General features: G+C 33.2%; 20 protein-coding genes. 3 read left to right on the top strand and 17 right to left on the bottom strand.

Going from position 1 to position 19,176, the window contains the following annotated elements:
* Positions 1-429: 429 nt before the first annotated feature.
* The 6 genes from KEC48_RS09645 to KEC48_RS09670 form a co-directional block, all read right to left on the bottom strand.
* On the bottom strand, positions 430-792 hold the full coding sequence (locus KEC48_RS09645; RefSeq protein WP_211962085.1) for a hypothetical protein: 363 nt from the start codon (positions 790-792) through the stop codon (positions 430-432).
* Positions 793-917: 125 nt separating this feature from the next.
* Positions 918-1,790 (bottom strand): acyl-CoA thioester hydrolase/BAAT C-terminal domain-containing protein, encoded by an 873-nt coding sequence (locus KEC48_RS09650; protein WP_087936353.1) that lies wholly within the window; start codon positions 1,788-1,790, stop codon positions 918-920.
* The gene (locus KEC48_RS09655; RefSeq protein WP_022789868.1) at positions 1,778-2,482 is read right to left on the bottom strand and encodes an L-2-amino-thiazoline-4-carboxylic acid hydrolase; all 705 of its coding nucleotides are present in this window, start codon (positions 2,480-2,482) and stop codon (positions 1,778-1,780) included. The genes KEC48_RS09650 and KEC48_RS09655 overlap by 13 nt, the downstream gene beginning before the upstream one ends.
* A gap of 87 nt (positions 2,483-2,569) precedes the next feature.
* Positions 2,570-3,055, bottom strand: coding sequence for a hypothetical protein (locus KEC48_RS09660; RefSeq protein WP_211962086.1), 486 nt, complete (start codon positions 3,053-3,055; stop codon positions 2,570-2,572).
* Positions 3,056-3,062: 7 nt separating this feature from the next.
* Positions 3,063-3,872, bottom strand: a complete 810-nt coding sequence (locus KEC48_RS09665; protein WP_071441114.1) for a class I SAM-dependent methyltransferase — start codon at positions 3,870-3,872, stop codon at positions 3,063-3,065.
* A gap of 204 nt (positions 3,873-4,076) precedes the next feature.
* Positions 4,077-4,991 carry a helix-turn-helix transcriptional regulator gene (locus KEC48_RS09670; RefSeq protein ID WP_087359971.1) on the bottom strand — a complete coding sequence of 305 codons (915 nt, stop codon included), beginning with the start codon at positions 4,989-4,991 and terminating at the stop codon, positions 4,077-4,079.
* 436 nt (positions 4,992-5,427) lie between these two features.
* Between KEC48_RS09670 and KEC48_RS09675 the strand changes: the two genes are divergently transcribed.
* Both KEC48_RS09675 and KEC48_RS09680 read left to right on the top strand, forming a co-directional pair.
* On the top strand, positions 5,428-6,750 hold the full coding sequence (locus KEC48_RS09675; protein WP_211962087.1) for an AAA family ATPase: 1,323 nt from the start codon (positions 5,428-5,430) through the stop codon (positions 6,748-6,750).
* A gap of 287 nt (positions 6,751-7,037) precedes the next feature.
* Entirely contained in the window at positions 7,038-8,792 is a 1,755-nt protein-coding gene (locus KEC48_RS09680; RefSeq protein WP_211962088.1) for an aminopeptidase P family protein, read from the top strand.
* 15 nt (positions 8,793-8,807) lie between these two features.
* Here the strand turns inward: KEC48_RS09680 and KEC48_RS09685 are convergent, their stop codons facing one another.
* The 4 genes from KEC48_RS09685 to KEC48_RS09700 form a co-directional block, all read right to left on the bottom strand.
* On the bottom strand, positions 8,808-9,326 hold the full coding sequence (locus KEC48_RS09685; protein ID WP_211962089.1) for a GNAT family N-acetyltransferase: 519 nt from the start codon (positions 9,324-9,326) through the stop codon (positions 8,808-8,810).
* Positions 9,327-9,365: 39 nt separating this feature from the next.
* On the bottom strand, positions 9,366-10,808 hold the full coding sequence (locus tag KEC48_RS09690; protein WP_087359504.1) for a 6-phospho-beta-glucosidase: 1,443 nt from the start codon (positions 10,806-10,808) through the stop codon (positions 9,366-9,368).
* 98 nt (positions 10,809-10,906) lie between these two features.
* The gene (locus tag KEC48_RS09695) at positions 10,907-12,049 is read right to left on the bottom strand and encodes an AI-2E family transporter (RefSeq protein ID WP_211962090.1); all 1,143 of its coding nucleotides are present in this window, start codon (positions 12,047-12,049) and stop codon (positions 10,907-10,909) included.
* A 52-nt stretch (positions 12,050-12,101) separates the two neighbouring features.
* Positions 12,102-12,575 (bottom strand): QueT transporter family protein, encoded by a 474-nt coding sequence (locus KEC48_RS09700; RefSeq protein WP_087359508.1) that lies wholly within the window; start codon positions 12,573-12,575, stop codon positions 12,102-12,104.
* Positions 12,576-12,674: 99 nt separating this feature from the next.
* Here KEC48_RS09700 and KEC48_RS09705 point away from each other — a divergent pair, with 99 nt between their 5' ends.
* Complete coding sequence (locus KEC48_RS09705; RefSeq protein ID WP_087359510.1) at positions 12,675-13,517, top strand: Cof-type HAD-IIB family hydrolase; 843 nt, start codon at positions 12,675-12,677, stop codon at positions 13,515-13,517.
* Positions 13,518-13,550: 33 nt separating this feature from the next.
* Here the strand turns inward: KEC48_RS09705 and KEC48_RS09710 are convergent, their stop codons facing one another.
* The 7 genes from KEC48_RS09710 to KEC48_RS09740 form a co-directional block, all read right to left on the bottom strand.
* The gene (locus KEC48_RS09710) at positions 13,551-14,177 is read right to left on the bottom strand and encodes a putative bacteriocin export ABC transporter (RefSeq protein ID WP_249191343.1); all 627 of its coding nucleotides are present in this window, start codon (positions 14,175-14,177) and stop codon (positions 13,551-13,553) included.
* A 2-nt stretch (positions 14,178-14,179) separates the two neighbouring features.
* On the bottom strand, positions 14,180-14,611 hold the full coding sequence (locus tag KEC48_RS09715; protein WP_205089934.1) for a DUF1430 domain-containing protein: 432 nt from the start codon (positions 14,609-14,611) through the stop codon (positions 14,180-14,182).
* Positions 14,584-15,468: a hypothetical protein gene (locus KEC48_RS09720; RefSeq protein WP_211962092.1), complete on the bottom strand. Its 885-nt coding sequence runs from the start codon at positions 15,466-15,468 to the stop codon at positions 14,584-14,586. The genes KEC48_RS09715 and KEC48_RS09720 overlap by 28 nt, the downstream gene beginning before the upstream one ends.
* A 75-nt stretch (positions 15,469-15,543) precedes the next feature.
* Positions 15,544-16,158 (bottom strand): hypothetical protein, encoded by a 615-nt coding sequence (locus KEC48_RS09725; protein ID WP_211962093.1) that lies wholly within the window; start codon positions 16,156-16,158, stop codon positions 15,544-15,546.
* A gap of 289 nt (positions 16,159-16,447) precedes the next feature.
* Positions 16,448-17,131, bottom strand: a complete 684-nt coding sequence (locus KEC48_RS09730; RefSeq protein WP_211962094.1) for a hypothetical protein — start codon at positions 17,129-17,131, stop codon at positions 16,448-16,450.
* 1 nt (position 17,132) lies between these two features.
* On the bottom strand, positions 17,133-17,588 hold the full coding sequence (locus KEC48_RS09735) for a LytTR family DNA-binding domain-containing protein (protein WP_087359519.1): 456 nt from the start codon (positions 17,586-17,588) through the stop codon (positions 17,133-17,135).
* Positions 17,589-17,724: 136 nt separating this feature from the next.
* A complete protein-coding gene (locus KEC48_RS09740; protein WP_087359521.1) occupies positions 17,725-19,173 on the bottom strand; it encodes a glycoside hydrolase family 1 protein in 1,449 nt (482 codons plus the stop codon).
* Between the last annotated feature and the right edge of the window lie 3 nt (positions 19,174-19,176).

Below are 19,176 nucleotides of genomic sequence, written 5' to 3' on the forward strand. Positions count from 1 at the left end.
TTTTTCATATTTTTTTTCTATAAAAACTTACTAAATTTCTGATTATCTTTTCATAAGCTGGTAAATGTCGGTATAGCCTGTATTTTAGGGCTTTATCGGCATTTTCCTTTGGGAAGATACTCTGCATAAACTGTCTTTTGAAATGAAAAAAGCACTGAAAAACCAGAGAACTATCTAATTGAATATTTTCAGATAGCAGTCTTTGTTTCCAATGCATCGTATACTGTTTCTTTATGTAGGAAATATTGGATTCATCTATATTTGGATTTTCAATCATAAGCTGATTCAAATCCTGCATAGAATTTGAGCGAATAATGGATAGAGTGTCATGAAATAGAATTTGACTATAAGGAATAATGACAGATAGTAAAAATGCATGTGTATGATGACAATGCTTACATATTCTGTTTTATATCATTTGATGGCTGATCAGAGGATTGCTGTAATCGCTCCCACTGCAAGACAGGCGGGCAGGCCAAGAAGCATACCAATACAGGACTGCCTGATATGAAAACGATAGTCCTTATATTCTTCCATATCCTCTGTGCCTGGTATCCTGACTTTTTTCGAATGGCAAAACCAGATGCAATCAAGTATCAGAGCGTCATACCAATCAATGATCAGCCAGATCAGGTAGGAATCCCGAAACCCTTTCCAGAATATATCCGCTCCATTAAACTGTTTCAGGACAACAGCGAAGATGAACACAAAAGCAAGCAGGGCGATCCCCTTTCGGAGGATATCTGCCCTGGTAAAGCGTTGTTCTCTTTTTTCGATCAATCCTAATTCCATACATTTCTCCCGTATGGCCGGGGGATAATCTCCCACTGAGGTAAGGGGATTTTTCAGCGTCAGTGACACAATCAGAACTGTGAATAATAAGATACCAATCAGACTTTCTATCATGACCGCCATATTCACTTTACCTCCGATATCCATTTTATCGTTTTATGGAAAGCGTCTTCACGGCTGCGCCTGCAATCTTCCGGATATTGTCTCTCAATTTTAAACATTTTCAGCTTAGATGGATTTAATGGAACAAGAATGTGGCTTGCTTTTTCATATTCCAAGACATCCACCCGGAAAGCAAACCGGTGTTTTTCCAGGCGGTTTACCATATATGCCACTGCCTCTTTGCTGGGCCACATGAGATCTTCCTTTGCGTAAATAAATAAAATGTTTCCCTGAATGTTCTCCACATGAATGGCTGTATCCTCATCAAAATGTTTCAGTGGTTCTTCGTAGATGTAGGATAACTCGAACTGCTGATGGAGGATGAGGTTCCGGATTGCCGGCCCATATTTCAGATGCGCTGTCATACACGGAAAATCTTTTCCCCTGTATGTGAATTCGGAGGCAGATGAAAAAGTTTTCGATGCCATGCTTTTATTCCCGTACATGCCTCCCCATATACAGTGGATCGGGGAGAGTGCGACAACGCCGCAGATATCCGGCATAAGGGAAGCGCAAAGCAGCGCCAGTTCAGCGCCTTTTGAAATGCCGTACATGATAATCTTCTCATGTCCCTTGTTTTTCAGCCACAGGATTGCTTTTTCAAACGGATCGACAGGCACCCGAACCAATTCTTTCGGCAGCCCGTCTACGTTCCAGTAACAAATGCCTAACGCGGCGATGCCGCACCTGGCAAACATAGCGCCCACATTCATCGGGATATTTTCATTCCCTTCGCTGCCGCCTACTACGATGACGACCTTTTTGGGATCATGATCCTTAACAGGGACATGATAAAGTCCATAGAAGCCCTCCTGTGCAACCGTCACATATTCCACTTTCCCAACTCTCCCTGTTTTTGCAGCTTGGATTGCTGTCCGTATTTTCTTTCTTTATCCCATTTAGAGTCCTTTTTGCAAACATAGAAATCACACTTTTCTGCGCCCTCTGCAAGTGTACCTGTCCTGTATAACACGCCGCCCATGAGATCAGCAGAAATAAAATCCATGGCACACATATAAGGTATCAGTTCTTCCAAATGCTCCTGTTTTCCAAGCGCACACAGGCCGCACCTGTGATAGTTGATGGTGTATTCGTCTGCATCCCTTCCGGGAATCGTCTCCGTCATCCAGTTGAATTCGCTGTCGGATATGGCATTTGCAATTCTGTCCTTCTTGACTTTCTTTTTTTGATATTCCATATCAAATGGATTTTTACTCCCGAAAGCTTTTTTAATGAGCGACGCCTGCATCGTGGCTGTCACCATTTCCCCGAACTGCTCATGGCTCATCGCCCCATCCATTGCCTTATAAACTGCCATCCAGACAATTCCGCCGGAAAGACAGATTCGCAGAGGATTTTTCGTAAAACCGCCTATGTCGGGTGTCCTCGCCAACATATCTTTAAAGTTTTTACGCGATTTCTTCTTCACCCTGAATGTATCCGTATTTTTGCAATTGGCTGCGATATATTTGAAAATAGCAGGTGTCATCGCTGACCACATCAGTTTTTCACAGATGGTGTTTTTCATATTCTATTCCTCCTCAAACGTACTCATAAACGAGAGATTTCCTACTGAATGCGAATCATATTCTGTTTTATATCATTTGATGGCTGATCAGAGGATTGCTGTAATCACTCCCACTGCAAGACAGGCGGGCAAGCCAAGAAGCATACCAATACAGGACTGCTTAATATGAAAACAGTAATCCTTATATTCTTCCATATCCTCTGTGCCTGGTATCCTGACTTTTTTCGAATGGCAAAACCAGATGCAGTCAAGCACCAGAGCGTCATACCAATCAATGATCAGCCAGATCAGGTAGGAATCCCGGAACCCTTTCCAGAATGTATCTGCTCCATTAAACTGTTTCAGGACAACAGCAAAGATGAACACAAAAGCAAGCAGGGCGATCCCTTTCCGAATGATATCCGCCCTGGTGAAGCGTTGTTCTCTTTTTTCGCTCAACCCTAATTCCATACATTTCTCCCTTATGGCCGGAGGATAATCTCCTACCGAGGCAAAGGGATTCTTCAGTGTCAGCGGAACAATCAGGATTGTGAATAACAGGATTCCGATTAAACTTTCTATCATGACCGTCATATTCACTTCACCTCCACTCCAGGTGGAGCATTTTGAGCATTCCAAATCGATCTGAGACATCCATACTGATTTTTGTAATGATTTTTAATCCATCTCGTTTGATAAACTTGTAATACGGTTCATCCGCCAGTACTTTGACACCGCCACCCAAGGTGGTAACCAGATCTTCAGCCGAATTCACATAAAAAAACATTCGGGCATTTTCATGCCCCATCTGCTTCATATATTTCTTCTGCAACATTTTCATGCCGCTTTTATTTACCGTATCAAACACAAGCTCTATATTCCCGAAACCTTTCAGCATCTGCAAAAGGCCAAGAACTTTTTCCTCTTGAAAGTAATGGAACAGACCTCCTGCAGTAACCAGAAGAGGCGTATCAGGCATGTTCCTGCGGATCTGCCTGAGCCATCCGTCTGAAAAAGCATCCCCTGAAAGATAAGTTTCCTTCTCAGGTTCCGGGAGCAAACTGCGCCGGTATTCGATTACATTCGGAAGGTCTACAGCATACCATTGGGTTTGTCCATTTTCATTGCGATCATACGTTGTCTCCAGTCCGCAGCCCAACTGTATAACAACACCATCCGGTTTACGTTTCAGGAAGTTCTGGATATGCCGATCCATATTAGCGGAACGGGATGCAGAAGCCAGAAGCGTGTATTGACTTTGATTTCCTGTTTCCAACAGTGCGGATGGCAGCTTTTCTTTTAATGAAAGTGCTTTTTTATCATATAAAATACCCGGAAACTTTTCGGTGGCGTAAATCCTTCCCACCATAGGAATAAACATTGTATCTTCTACTATACCAAATTCGGACATGGCTATCTATCCTCCTATATGCAAATGAGTTAGTAATATCTAACCATTATTATATCAAGAGGAACCGGGGATTGCAATTCGTTTTCAATTGCTACTCGTTTTCTTCCCATCCTTTCTGCCAGCTCACCGCATCATCAAAAGAGAAGGAGCCATTCAGCAATGTCATTAAGTTAAGGACTGAATGACATTGGACTTACATCTTCTTTACTTACGATGAATCAAATAATCAATACCTAATGAAATAAAAGCAGTGATTGGAAAAATAATCCATCCTGGATGCCACCAGTTCCATGTCAATCCCATCACACAATAAAGCATAGCTGCTAGAGGCATTGTGATTCCAAAAATACTACTTTGCTGCTTTTGAATTTGTTTATCTTTAACATACTCTTTATTATGAACAATGAATTTATACACACCATCTAAAATTCCATAATAAATAAAGAAGAATACAGCAATCGCAACACATAACATAAATTGAGCCGGTATCCATTGTGAGTTGGCAAAATGTGTTTCTGTTAATAACGCCACACATGCAAGTGAAACAATAATCAATAAAACACTACCAGCAATAGCTAAAGTCAAATGAGAGTGAAATTGTTGATATTGTTCCTGTAACTCTTGTAAATCACTAAAACTCATTTTTATTTCCTGATCTTCAATATTCTGATATGGATTTTTAGAAAGAGCAGCTACCATGATGACAAAAATACTTATACCAATAATGATTAAGAAACCAAAACCACTCCATGTTTCATAAGGTGTATTTGAACATAAAATAGGAATGAGAAGTCCCAAAATCATGAATGATACAGATAATGCCATTTTTAATGCAAAACTTTTTTTAATTTGTATATAGTCGTCTATTTTTTGTTTTGACATTAAATAATAAGAAGTATCTGTTTTTTGAAAAGAATCATCATAATCTTCTTTTAATAAATAATCTAAACTTACTTGAAACAATTCGCTTATTAAAATCATCTTTTCCATCTCTGGATAACCATTTTGTGATTCCCATTTACTGACTGCCTGTCTTGATACATTTAATTGATAGGCTAAATCTTCCTGAGATAAACCTTTTTCTTTTCTTAATTGTTGTAACTTTTCTCCAAAACTCATATATCTCACCTCTTGTCTTAAGCATAGTCAAAATCAGCTCTATTAACCACCAACCTAGGGTTGTTTTTTGTCAACTAGAAGTTGCAAATAAGGGTTGCTACTTTATTTTAACATATTTTGACTCACAAGAATGTAAAGATTGCTTCAAAATCTTATAGATTAAAAAAATAAATACTCAAATCATCAAAGAGATATTCTTTGCATTATCATCTGTCCGATTCTATTATAGTTAATAAATCTATGATAGATTCATTTTATTTGCTGCTTACCCACACCTAATGCATGAATATTGCATATTTTCAATATAATAAATTATGCATTTTGCATTTTTTTAATATAAAATAAAAGTTATTTTGCATTTTTTTATAACTTTTTATATCTGTTTTATGTATTTTTCTCTATTCAAATGATATACTATATATGGATGGTGATAGTTATGAAAAGAATAATCTATAATGATTTAATAGAATGGAAAAACAAAAAAGTGAAAAAACCGCTCATTATTAAAGGAGCTCGTCAAGTTGGTAAGACTTATATCATTAGAGAATTTGCCAAAAACAACTACAAAAATCTGGTTGAAATCAATTTTGAAAGAGATCATGAATTTCAAGAACTTTTCAAACAGACAAAAACTGCTCATGATTTACTGCAATACTTTGAATTAACATATATGGATATTCAATTTGATAATGATACTTTGCTGTTCTTAGATGAAATTCAAGCATGTGGAGATGCTTTCACAGCTTTGAAATTCCTGTCTGAAGATTTTCCTTGTGATATTATTTGTTCTGGAAGTATGCTTGGTGTTGCAGTAGCATCAAGTTCGTCTTTCCCAGTTGGTTACGTTGAAACATGGGATATGTATCCCCTGACTTTTTTAGAATTTGTAGATGCTATGGGAGTTAATCCATCTATTATAGATACAATTTATCAATCTATTGAAAACAACAAGCCTATTCCTATTAGCATTCATGAAAAATTTAATCAGTTCTTTAAAGACTATATGATTATTGGCGGCATGCCTGAAGTTGTTCAAACCTATTTTCAAACAAAATCATACAGAGAAGCACTACTTATCCAAAGACAAATCGTCGATGATTATAGAAACGATATGCTTAAATATGCTCATGGTTCTGAAAGAATAAAAGCAAGAGAATGTTATGATTCTATTCCACTTCAGTTAGCTAAAGAAAATAAAAAGTTTCAATATAAGCTCATTAAAAAAGGTGGAAATGCTCGCTATTATGAATCCAGTCTTGATTGGTTGAAAGACAGTGGACTTATTATCAAAACATATAGATTGAAAACTCCAGAGATTCCATTAGAAATCAATAAGGAACTGAATATATTTAAAGTCTATATGGCTGATACCGGTCTTCTTGTGTCCCAATTTGATGAGGCTGTCATCAAAGCATTCATCAGTGGAAATTTAGAGCATTTCAAGGGTGCTTTATATGAAAATGTTATTGCACAGATTCTTCACTCCAAAAAGAAAGATTCCTATTACTTTGAACCATCTCAATCTCAGGAAATCGATTTTGTCATTTATTATCAGGGCAATGTTACCCCTATTGAAGTGAAATCATCACGTAACACTGTATCAACATCATTTCATAATTTTATTAAGACGTATAAACCTTCATTCGCTTTTAAATTTTCTCAAAAAAATATTGGCGAAAATTCTCAAAATGTGTGCTATTACCCTCTCTACACATTAGAATTTGTTCTCAACAAAGAAAAACCTGTATTACTCAAATAAAAGGTATACATTTAGCTTTTAATATATAAAAAATCAAATCTAACCAACAGATTTTCTATGGTTAGATTTTTTATATGAGATTTCCTCATAAACAGGTCACTCACTTTCTTCATGTCATGAATTTTCTCTATTCATGCTTTTATAAAGGCCCAAGGAAAATCATTTTATAGATGACTGGCCTCATTTTTTATCAACGAGAAATCACAAATAAGGATTACTATCTTTTTTAACACATTTTTACTTACAAAATGTAAAGATTGTGCTAAAGTATTATAGGGGTGTTCATAATGATAAAGGATTTTCAACAATTATTAAAAGATAAAAATATTCAATTTTATATTGTTCCTACTGATGATGATCATCAGTCTGAAACTGTAGGTGACTATTATCAGGCACGTGCTTATTTAAGTGGCTTTACTGGTAGTGCTGGAACATTACTTGTTATGCAAAATGAAGCTTATCTTTGGACTGATGGGCGTTATTTCATTCAGGCAGCTAAGGAATTATACGAAGGTATTACACTAATGAAAATGGGACAAAAAGGTGTCCCTACTTTATTGGAGTTTTTAAAAGACCATGTTCAAAAGCAAGACACAATTGCTTTTGATGGACAAACAATGACTTGTCAATTTGTATTGGATATGGAAGAAGAAATTCAAGTTCCTTATCATATTGAATGTATTGATTTAATGGAAGATTATTGGAAAGATCGTCCTCAAAGATCATGTGAAAAAGCATTTTTATATGATATACAATATCATGGTTTATCAACACATCAAAAAATAGAAAAAATTGTAGATGTGATGAAAGAACATCACTGTGATGCTCATATCATGACAACACTTGATGATATAGCATGGACATTCAATATTCGTGGCAATGATATTCCTTGTTCACCAACTGTATTAGCCTTTGCTTTGATTACTCTTGATCAGTCTTATTTATATCTTCAAAAAGGAAGTTATGATTTAGAAATGGTCAAAGCATTCCAAAAAGAAAATGTCATCATTAAAGAATATCTTGATATTTATCAAGATGCACGTCAATTAAAAGGACGTGTCTTATTAAGTCAGGCTCATATCAATTATGCTTTATATCAATGTCTTGATTGTGAAATTGTTAATCAGATGAATCCATCACAAATGATGAAAGCTATTAAAAATGATGTTGAAATAGAAAATTCTAAAAATGCGCATATTAAAGATGGTGTTGCGATGACAAAATTCATGTATTGGTTAAAAAAGAATTATGGCAAGATACCAATGGATGAAATGAGTATTTCTCATCAAGTTTTACAGTTTAGACAACAACAAGATTTATTTATTGAACCAAGCTTTACAACTATTTGTGCATGGAAAGACAACGCCGCTTTAATGCATTATCATCCAACAGAAAATCAATATACTACAATCGATCAAGATGGTATGTTGTTGATTGATAGTGGTGGTCAATATATGGATGGAACGACAGACATTACAAGAACATTTGTTTTAGGACATATTACTGACATGCAAAAGAAACACTTTACAATGGTTTTACAAGGAATGTTAACTTTACAAAATGCTCATTTCTTACATGGGTGTACAGGACAAAGTTTAGACATTTTAGCAAGAAGCCCTATGTGGAGTGAAGATATTGATTACCAATGTGGTACAGGACATGGTGTCGGTCATTTATTAAATGTTCACGAAGGACCTCAAGGCTTCCGTTATAAATTACGTAGTTTATCAGAAAACATCACCTTAGAACCGGGTATGAATATTACAGATGAGCCAGGTATTTATTTAGAAGGACAATATGGAATTCGTATTGAAAATGAACTTCTTTGTGTGAAAGGAACAGAAAATGAGTATGGACAGTTCTTACATTTCGAACCATTAACATTTGTTCCTATTGATTTAGACGCTGTAGAAGTGAGTCTGTTATCACCAAAAGAAAAGAACTGGCTCAATCAATATCATCAAGAAGTTTATGAAAAAATATCTCCTTATCTTACAGATGAAGAAAAAGATTGGTTAAAAGAATATACAAGAGCCATTTAAAAAGTTCATGAGATTTCATGAACTTTTTTCTAATTTTAATAACATAATATCATAATCAATCAGTTTGCTGTCAATTTTAAAGAATCCCTCAAAAGTCCCTATCTTTTGAAAACCATAATGCTGGTATAAAGAAATAGCACGTCTATTATCATGACATACTTCTAAAGAAACAAGATCGGCTTTTGCCTGATTTTTAGCAAAGTCAAGCAATCGATCCATCAAAGCATGTCCAATACCTAAATGCCATGCTGATTGACGAATACATAGACCTATTTCCCCACGATGGGACATTCTTGGCGATGAAAAAGTTATATAGGAACCCATCCCAACAATTTCATCTTTCATTTTAACAACATAGAAAACATCTTTTAAAGAATGAGCAACATTATCAAGAAAAGCCATTTCCTGTTCAAGAGAAAGTCCAATGCCTTCACTGCCATAACTTAAATAATTTGTTTCTTTTCCACATATTTTCGTAAGTTCTAAAATTTCTTTAGCATCTTCTTTTGTTGCCTCTACAATTTCAAAATCCATTTTGATCCTCACAAACAAAAGTGTTGCATAACAACACTTTTATAATTCTTCCCCATTTGTTTCAATGACATGTTTATACCAATAGAATGATTTCTTTTTCGCTCTTGAGAAATCTCCTTCATGGGCATTATTGTAGTTGACATAGATAAATCCATAACGTTTATCATATTCACCTGTAGAAGCTGAAACGATATCAATAGGTGCCCACATTGTATATCCTAATAAATCAACACCATCATAATCAACGGCTTCTTTCATAGCTGCAATATGTGCTGCCAAGTAATCAATACGATACTGATCATCGACAACATATTGATCATTATCATCAATATATTTATCATAAGCACCAAAACCATTTTCAACAATCATCATTGGTAATTCAAAACGATCATTAAACCAGTTTAGACACCATCTTAAACCAACGGGATCAATTTGCCATCCCCAGTCACTGGCTTTGAGATATGTATTTCTTACATAATCTTCTTCAGAAAAATCAAATGAACGACCATATCTTCCAGTATATTTTGTAGCAAAACTCATGTAATAAGAGAATCCAATATAATCTACTTTTCCTTGAGCCAATGCTTCTTCATCTTCTGGTAAAATAAAGTTTTCATATCCTTTTCTTTCAAATTTCTTTAAGATATGTTTAGGATAATGTCCTCTGGCATGAACTTCTACATACCAGTATTTTTGATGCATAGCCTGTTGAGCATTTAAAATATCCTCAGGATTACATGTTGCTGGATAAACACCATTCATACCAATCATACACCCAACTTTCGCGTCTGGATCAATTTCATGAGCTGCTTTTACAGCCAATGCACTGGCAACCAATTCATGATGAGCAGATTTATACATCATATATTCAATATCGTCACCCTCTTTGACTAAGACAGCTCCTTCCTGTACAAGATGATGTGCTCCCATAGCGTGCCATTCAGCCTGATTATTGATTTCATTAAAAGTCATCCAATATTTAACTTTTCCTTTATATCTTTCAAAGCATACTTTGGCATATTTCACAAAGAAGTCAATACATCTACGATCCATAAATCCATTATATTTTTCAGCCAAATGATATGGCATTTCAAAATGTGATAAAGTGACAATTGGTTCAATACCTAAACGATGCATTTCATCAAATAAGTCATCATAGAATTTTAATCCTTCTTCATTTGGTTGTTCATCATCCCCATTTGGAAAAATTCTTGTCCATGCAATAGAAGTTCTAAACGCTTTAAATCCCATTTCAGCCATTAAAGCCAAATCTTCTTTATAATGATGATAAAAATCAATACCTACATGATTTGGATAATCTTCTCCTTCAATGACACCATTTGTAATACGGCGAGCAACACCATTAGAACCAGCTGTCATGACATCAGCCACACTGACACCTTTTCCACCTTCATTCCATGCTCCTTCAGCTTGATGGGCAGCAATGGCACCACCCCATAAAAAATCTTTTCTAAATCCCATTTGTTATACCTCCATTTCTACTATTTTTATTATACTATAAATAAAAAGAGAAAACAGATTATTTTGTTTTCTCCATTAAAATTCTACTCTACAAATATTTATATTTGTTCCGCCTTTTTCTTCATTTGTTGCTTTCTTTTTAAACGTTCATTTGTCCATCTTCTAAGTAATTCATAAATTACAGAGAAAGTCGGTAATCCAAACACCATACCCGGTATCCCAAACATTCCTCCACCAACACTGACAGCAAACAACACCCATAAAGCTGATAATCCTACAGAACTTCCAACAACATGAGGATAAATCAAGTTAGATTCAAACTGTTGTAATAGGGTACTAAAAACAAGAAATATCAAAGCTTTGACAGGTGATACAAAAACAATTAATACCGAAGAAATCACAGCTCCAATAATTGGTCCAAAATAAGGAATAATATTGGTAAAACCAATCACAATAGCTGCAATAGAGGCATAAGGAATACCCAAAATCATACATCCAATATAGCAGAGAACTCCGATAATAACAGACTCCGTTAATTGCCCAGCTAAAAAGTTTTCAAATGTTGTCCCTGTCAAAGAAACAACTTCTTTGATATATTGATAATGTTTTTCATTAAAAATCGCTCTGGCAAACTTTTTGACTTGTCGAATCAATTTATCTTTAGAAAACAACATATAAACAGCCATCACAAATCCCATAAACACATTGATTAAACTTGATGTCATGTGTGAAACACCTAAAGCAATATTAGGCACCCAAGTTGTTAGAGTGGAGAGAAATGTCTGTGTAAAATGTTTTTGAAAATCATTAATTTTTTCAAGAAGTTCTGGTGATAAACGAATTTCTTCAAATAGATAATTCAACCATTCTTCTGCTTGAGCAAAAATATCTGGTAAATTATCTATAAGAGTTCTAATATTTTCAACAACTTGAGGAATAACAACAATCATCACAATAACCAAAACAAGGATAATTAATAATATGGCTAGGATAGCTGAAATAGTTTTCTTTCTTTTTTCATTTGATATAGGTAATTTCTTTTCTAAAAATTTCATAGGGATATTGAAAATAAAAGCTAAAACAAATCCTATGATAAATGGCTGAATAATCCCAATCAAGTTCCCTAGATAAGAAAAAACATCTTCAAAATAAATAACACCTAAAACCAGAATCGCACCATAAGTCAAAATAATTAATATATTCTTTAGCGTCAAATCACGCATTTTTATTGATGTCTTCAATATTACCACCTCACGATTTAGTTTACCTTATGATTATGAACTTTTTATGGCTCTAATTCATATATATTTTCATGAAAACTTGATTTTTCTCTAGAACTTTAAAAACACCTGCACCTATCATTAAGACAATAACTTCACCAATGAATACATATCCTGCATTTAATAAAAATGGTAGGTCTAAAAGAAAATACAGTTCTGCTCCAACAATTATACCATTAAACAATGCACCTAAACAAACACCCATCCATAAATGTGATATCCTTGTAAAGGATAAACATGTCAATAAAGTTGCTGATGTGCCAAATATAACATCATAAATACCCATTGGAGAAAAGGCATTAGCTAAAAGACAACCAATCACTAATCCGGGTATGAAACGTCGATTATAAAAAGCAAGAAACATTAGTATTTCTGCTAAGCGAAATTGGATAGCCCCATAAGAAAAAGGAGCACATATGAAAGTCAGCACTGCATATATACAGGTAAGCATCGCATTCATCAAAATAGTACGTATTTTTACATTCATGATAAAACCTCTCTTTACTTTGTCATTATACCATATTTTTATAAAAATACTTGTTCATCATGAATATATTCATTAAACTATTTATAGAGGTGATTTTTCATGACAACACTTTATGTATCTGATTTAGATGGAACTTTATTAAACTCAAATCAAACACTATCAACTTATACGATTGAAACGATTAATCAACTTGTTGATGAGGGTATGTTATTTTCTTATGCAACAGCCAGATCTTATCAGACAGCTAAGAAAGTCACACAAGGATTACAGGCGCCTTTTCCTTTAATTGTTTATAATGGTGCCTGTATTCGAGATAATGTATCAGGTGAGATCTTATTATCACATTGTTTCCAGGAAGATATTCATCTGCTTTTAGATCCTTTTTTAAACAATCATCTTTATCCGATTGTCTATGCGTTTATTGACGGTGAAGAAAAATTTTCTTTTATTCCAGAAAAGTGCACACCTGGAATGCTTGAGTTTATCGAGTCTAGAAAAGGTGATCCACGCATCAGGATCATTCATCATCTCAAAGACTTTTATGTTGGTCAAATTTTTTATGTCACATTGATTGATGAAACAGATAAGCTCAAACCGTTTTATGCATACTATCAAAAACAATATCATTGTTTATTCCAAAAAGATATTTATACAAATCAACAATGGCTTGAAATTATGCCTCAAGGAACATCTAAAGCACATGCTATTGAACAATTAAAACATATTTATCATTATGATCGTCTTGTTGTTTTTGGAGATGGAGAAAATGATATTGAGATGTTTCAATTAGCGAATGAAGCTTATGCAGTAGATAATGCACATGAAAAATTAAAAGCGATTGCTACTCAAATCATCCCTTCCAATGATCAAGATGGCGTTGCTCAATTTTTAAAACAGACATGGAAAAATAAAGAGCTTAGCTCCCTGATACTGGATAAATAGCTAAACTCTAAAATGAAAAATACAAATACTATATTACAATTGAATCACTCTATCACATTGTTGAGCTATAGACTGATCATGTGTCACAATAATGACTGTTTTATCTTGCTGTTTCATTTCCTTTAAAATATTGATGATATCTTGTGCATTGTCTTTATCTAGTGAACCCGTAGGTTCATCACATAATATGATAGGAGCATCTTTAATGATGACTCTTGCGAGTGCAACACGTTGCTGTTGTCCACCAGATAATGTATAGACTTTTCGTTTTTCTATACCTTCTAATCCTACCTGTTTTAATGCTTCTTTTATACATTGAATCTTTTCTTTCTTTTTTAAATCTTTATATTCTAAAGCAATCATTAAATTATCTATAATATTCATAGATTCTATTAATGCAAAGTTTTGAAAAAGATATGATATTTGATAACGTAAAGCGAACACAGCATCCTGTGATTGAAAAGCTACTGGTTTTCCAGCAATATAAACATCGCCCTGATCACTATCTTCCAATAATCCCATGATATTCAAAAGCGTCGTCTTACCACTCCCACTTTTTCCAACAATTGCATTCATGCTTCCTTTTTTTATTTTTAGATTATAATTTTGAAAAATGACATTTTCATCATAAGCTTTCGTTATATTTTTTATTTCAATCATCATCATTCTCCTTTCAAAATTGAGGATATATAATATTTTTTTGATTTTATTACTGTTTTCATAAATATAAAAATCCAGAATAAGACGATAAGTCCGATAAGGAATATCACCATACCCATATGATATTGTAATCCCATAAATATTCTTGCAATCAAAACATACATCATGACATTGAATATAAAATACTGATGATATTGCTTAAACAAAGAAAATCCGTGTAATTTCTTCACTGCAATCAATTTTTTATTTTTATGCACAAAACAATAAAGCCCTTGTTCTACAGCTTTACCAACAAAAATAAGAATCAAACCAATCGTTGCGATTAGACAAACAGCTGCCATCATCTCATTATGATTCAACTCAGCCATATCATCATAGGCAGATATCACTTGTACTGGATACTTGTCTAACCCATATTTCTGGAGTAAAGACATGAGTTCCTTTTTTGTGATACCTTTATTTTTAATGGATTTCCCTTATATCCCATGATGCGATCATAATCAATATCATCTCCATTATTTTCTGTACGTACTGATAATACAATATTCTCTAAAGTATTTGTATGCTGATTAATGACTTTAGAATTATAACTAAAGAAGCCTTGTCCACTTTTATAATATACAAAGATCACATCATCATTTTTCTGATAACCTATATTCTTCACATCATCTGATAACTTTTTTTCATCATACATATGATTATCAGGAATTAATAAAACCTGTCTTTCTTCTTTTTCATCTATCTGTATGAGCTTCTCTTGAGCCTCTACAATGTTATTGACATTTAAATACTCATTATTCACATAGGCAACTGCTCCTTGATAATAATAACCTTCCTCAATGCTTCCATCATTGATAAAATCATTAAAATCGGCATATATTGCCTCATGACGATTAAGTTCTATAAATGCCTTCTTTGTATTTTTAAGCCATGTTGACTGGGCAATAGTATCTCCATCTTCGGTTTGTTGAATGGCTGGTATAATATAATAATCCTTTGTTGTTTCCCATTGTATTGTATTATTCATTCTTGAAAGAATTGATTCTACATAATTTGTTGCACTCAATGATAAAAAGATACCTATTGTGATTAAAAGAAACAATATAAACTGATTAAAATATAAAAATGTATGAGAAATATGTTTTCCTTTTAAATAATCGATAACTTTGACACGACTAAAAACAAGAATAACGAATGTTGAAAAGACAAAAATTAAAACCATAGAAATAATAATTGTTTGATAACCAGATAAAATAAAATGAATAACATCACTATTGAATTTTTGTGTCATTATCAGACTTAATATTGTATAACAGGGAAAGAGAATACAACTATAATCTATTAAAATATGACTAATTTCATCTAATCAAATATCACCATGGGAATAACCATGAAGCTTTTTTATAGAAAAAAGTTTATATTTTTGATACTGATCATAAATAATGATAAGTAATAATAAAACCGTAAATGCAAAGATAACCATTATAACAAAAGGCATAGAATCTATTGAACTATTATCATGACTTACAGTATTGATATCTATATCTAAAACTTTCTCTAATGATTCTTTAATTTGCTTTGTATTATCTTGATGAGAAACAATTCTGGCTTCTCCATTAAATGAATCATTTTCTATTATTTGATCTAATGGATAGATATCTAATTGATATTGATATTGTAAAAGTTCAACAGATTGATATTCTTTTATTCCCAAAACATCAAAATAATCATTATCATTTGTATAAATATACTTATAATAATGGTTATAATCTTTCTTAGTAAAAAAGATGCTAGAATGATATTCATTCATAACATCCTTAATATCGTCTAAAACATCTTGAGAATTTTTTGTTTTAATATTTTGATCAATTTGAATTGTCATGACATGATCCAGTTGATTTTCTGCATAAACTTTATTTTGAAAATCTTTGATTCCTGCTTGTGCAAACTGAGGAATAAATAAAACGACTGCATAATTCACAAATAAAATTCTTTATGTTTTTTTCATATATTCTCCTATTTATTCTTCATCATCAAACATCCTTATTTTCATACTATCTCCAAATACTTATTTTGGTTATATTAACATATAGCTATTTATGTTTCAATGTATTCTTAAAATGAATATTTGATAATATACTTTCTCTTATTGTCTGTCTTTCTTCAAAGTTTTTCACTTTCGATTCATTCCAATAACCAAGTTGGTGTGTTTAATTTTAAAAATAACCATGCAAAAACATAAGATAAAAAGGTATGTACCAAAATTATAGCTATAAATAAGAGATCTTAATTTCTGAAAAATGAACTTTCCCTTTTAATGTGATACAATGTTCAATCAAATCACTATTCATTTCTTCAATTGAAACATGAGAAAATAAATTATCAGTGTCATCTATCACTTTCCATGTACGGGGAATATATAATTCCAACATTCCACAAGTCACATACAAATGAAAATCAATGTTTTGATACTTCATATCAGCTTGATGAAAATAAACTTTAACTACCCCAGCACGATTTGTTATACTTACATTTTCAATCTCTTGAGAATCAATATAACGAATACAGCTACTCATATTTTCTTCAATGGATATATTTGTTTCCTGCATTGTCTTTTGATTTATATTTTGAAAATGACGTGAATGTTTCTTTGATGAGGGAAATAAGAAATGCCATCCTATACTTGCTAATAATGCAGCTAAAAGAACTGTCCATGGTGTAATGGCTTCTAATCCTAAAGGCTTATCATAAATAATAATAAGAAAAGCAATGGAGAATAAAAAGCCAGTGACTTCTTTATGAAACAAACTCCAAAGAGCAGATACACCAAAGAAGATTGTCAATATCAATGTCCAAATACTTATATGAATATCTAAAATACCTAATTGTGAAACAATTAAAAAAATTGCTAAAGCGATGAATAATACACCCCAAAATATTCTATTCTTTTTCATTTTATAACCTCTTTTCCTCTAATCTTGATCGAAGTGGTCTGTAATAATGTCTTGATACATAGACTTGTTTGGAAGTATTCGCAAATTCTATCAGACATGGACTTGATATTGTTTTATGAAGTGCATAAATCTTTTGAAGATTTAAAATCGTGGATTTAGAAACTCTCATGAAATGACCAGGTAATATTTCTTCAAGTTCATATAATTTATATTTGACTTGATATAGATCATCACAGGTATGCGCACGAACATTCTTTTCATCTGTTTCAAAAAACAATATATCATTCAACGATAAATAATATTCAACAGAACCCTTATAAAAAACAATAACTGCCTGTTTTTTAGAAAAATCAAATAATGTTGCTTGGACTTGCTGAACTCTTTCATTCATAACCGGTGTCTTGATAACCACTTCAATATCTTCTAAACTTTCATCCATTTCTATTTTGACTTTCATAATTAATCTCCTTCGACATCTTTAATATAAACATCATGAAAGGAAAAGTAAATAGCTATCACCTAAGTGGTCTATATGATGAAGTAAGTGGTTAAAAAAAGGTATGTATCATGAAATGATATATACCTTCTTCATCCTATAATTCTTCACCGTTTGTTTCGATGACTTTTTTATACCAATAATAAGAATCCTTTGGAATTCTATTCAATGTTCCAGAATTTTCATCTTCTTCTCTATCAACATATACAAATCCATAACGTTTCTGATATCCATTTAACCAGCTTAATAAATCAGTATATGACCATGTACAATAAGCTAAAACACGACATCCATCATCAATAGCTTTCTTTAATTCTTCAATATGTGCTTTTAAATAAGCAATACGATATGGATCATGAACCTGTCCATCTTCAACTTTATCAAAAGCTCCTAAACCATTTTCTGAAATCACAACAGGTAAATCATAACGTGAAGTAATATCACGACAGCACATTCTGATTCCCATTGGATCTATTGTCCAATCCCAGTCAGTTGTTGGCAAGAAATCATTTGCCGGATTCTTATATAATCCTGGTACACCTTGAACTTGAGCTGTTCCTTTTTCACCTGTGTTGTTCATTGTATTTGTCATACCAACACCATTGATGTCATTATATTCAGCCACACATGTCTGATAATAATTCACACCCATAAAGTCAACTAATGCAGCAGCTTTTTTCAAAATGTCTTCATCGCCATCTTCCATTTGTGGAGTGACTCCTTGACTTTCTAAATATGCCCAAGCACTTCTTGGATAACGACCATAAGCATAGATATCCATCCACCAATAATTTTGTAAATCATCATAATCAGCTTTAGCCATCGCATTTTCAGGTTTTCTATCATATGCATAACATGGACTGTAAGCAAATGAAGCACCAACTTTGGCGTCAGGATACATTTCTTTTAAAGCCAAAACTGTCTTTGCATGTGCCATATTGGCATGATGGTTAACCTGATAGAATGTTTTCATATCGTTTTCTTTTCCTGGTGGATGCATTCCTTTTAACCATCCAAATGATGTAAAGATATTTTGTTCGTTCATTGTAATCCAGTATTTGACACGATCTCCATATCTTTCAAAAAGTGTCTTGGCATAGTTCACATAATCATCAACAATCTGACGACTTTCCCAACCATGATATTGATCTTCTAAAGCTTGAGGCATATCCCAATGATAAACTGTCACCATAGGTTCAATGCCATATTTTAATAATTCATTAATTAAATTATCATAGAATTGAAGCCCAGCTTCATTCACTTCACCATTTCCATTAGGATAGATTCTTGTCCAGGCAATAGAGAAACGATACGTTTTTAATCCCATTTCTGCCATTAATTTGACATCTTCCTTGTAACGATGATAGTGGTCAACAGCTTTATCACCTGTTGTTGCCTTAAAAGTTTTACCGGGAATTCTTACAAACTTATCCCAGTTGGAAACACCTTTACCATCAGCGTCCCATCCACCTTCTACTTGATAAGCAGCAGATGCACTTCCCCATAAGAAATCTTTAGGGAAGCCTTTTGATTTTTCAAAATACATATA

The organism is Clostridium sp. C1 (assembly GCF_018223625.1).
Lineage (GTDB): Bacteria > Bacillota_I > Bacilli_A > Erysipelotrichales > Coprobacillaceae > Allocoprobacillus.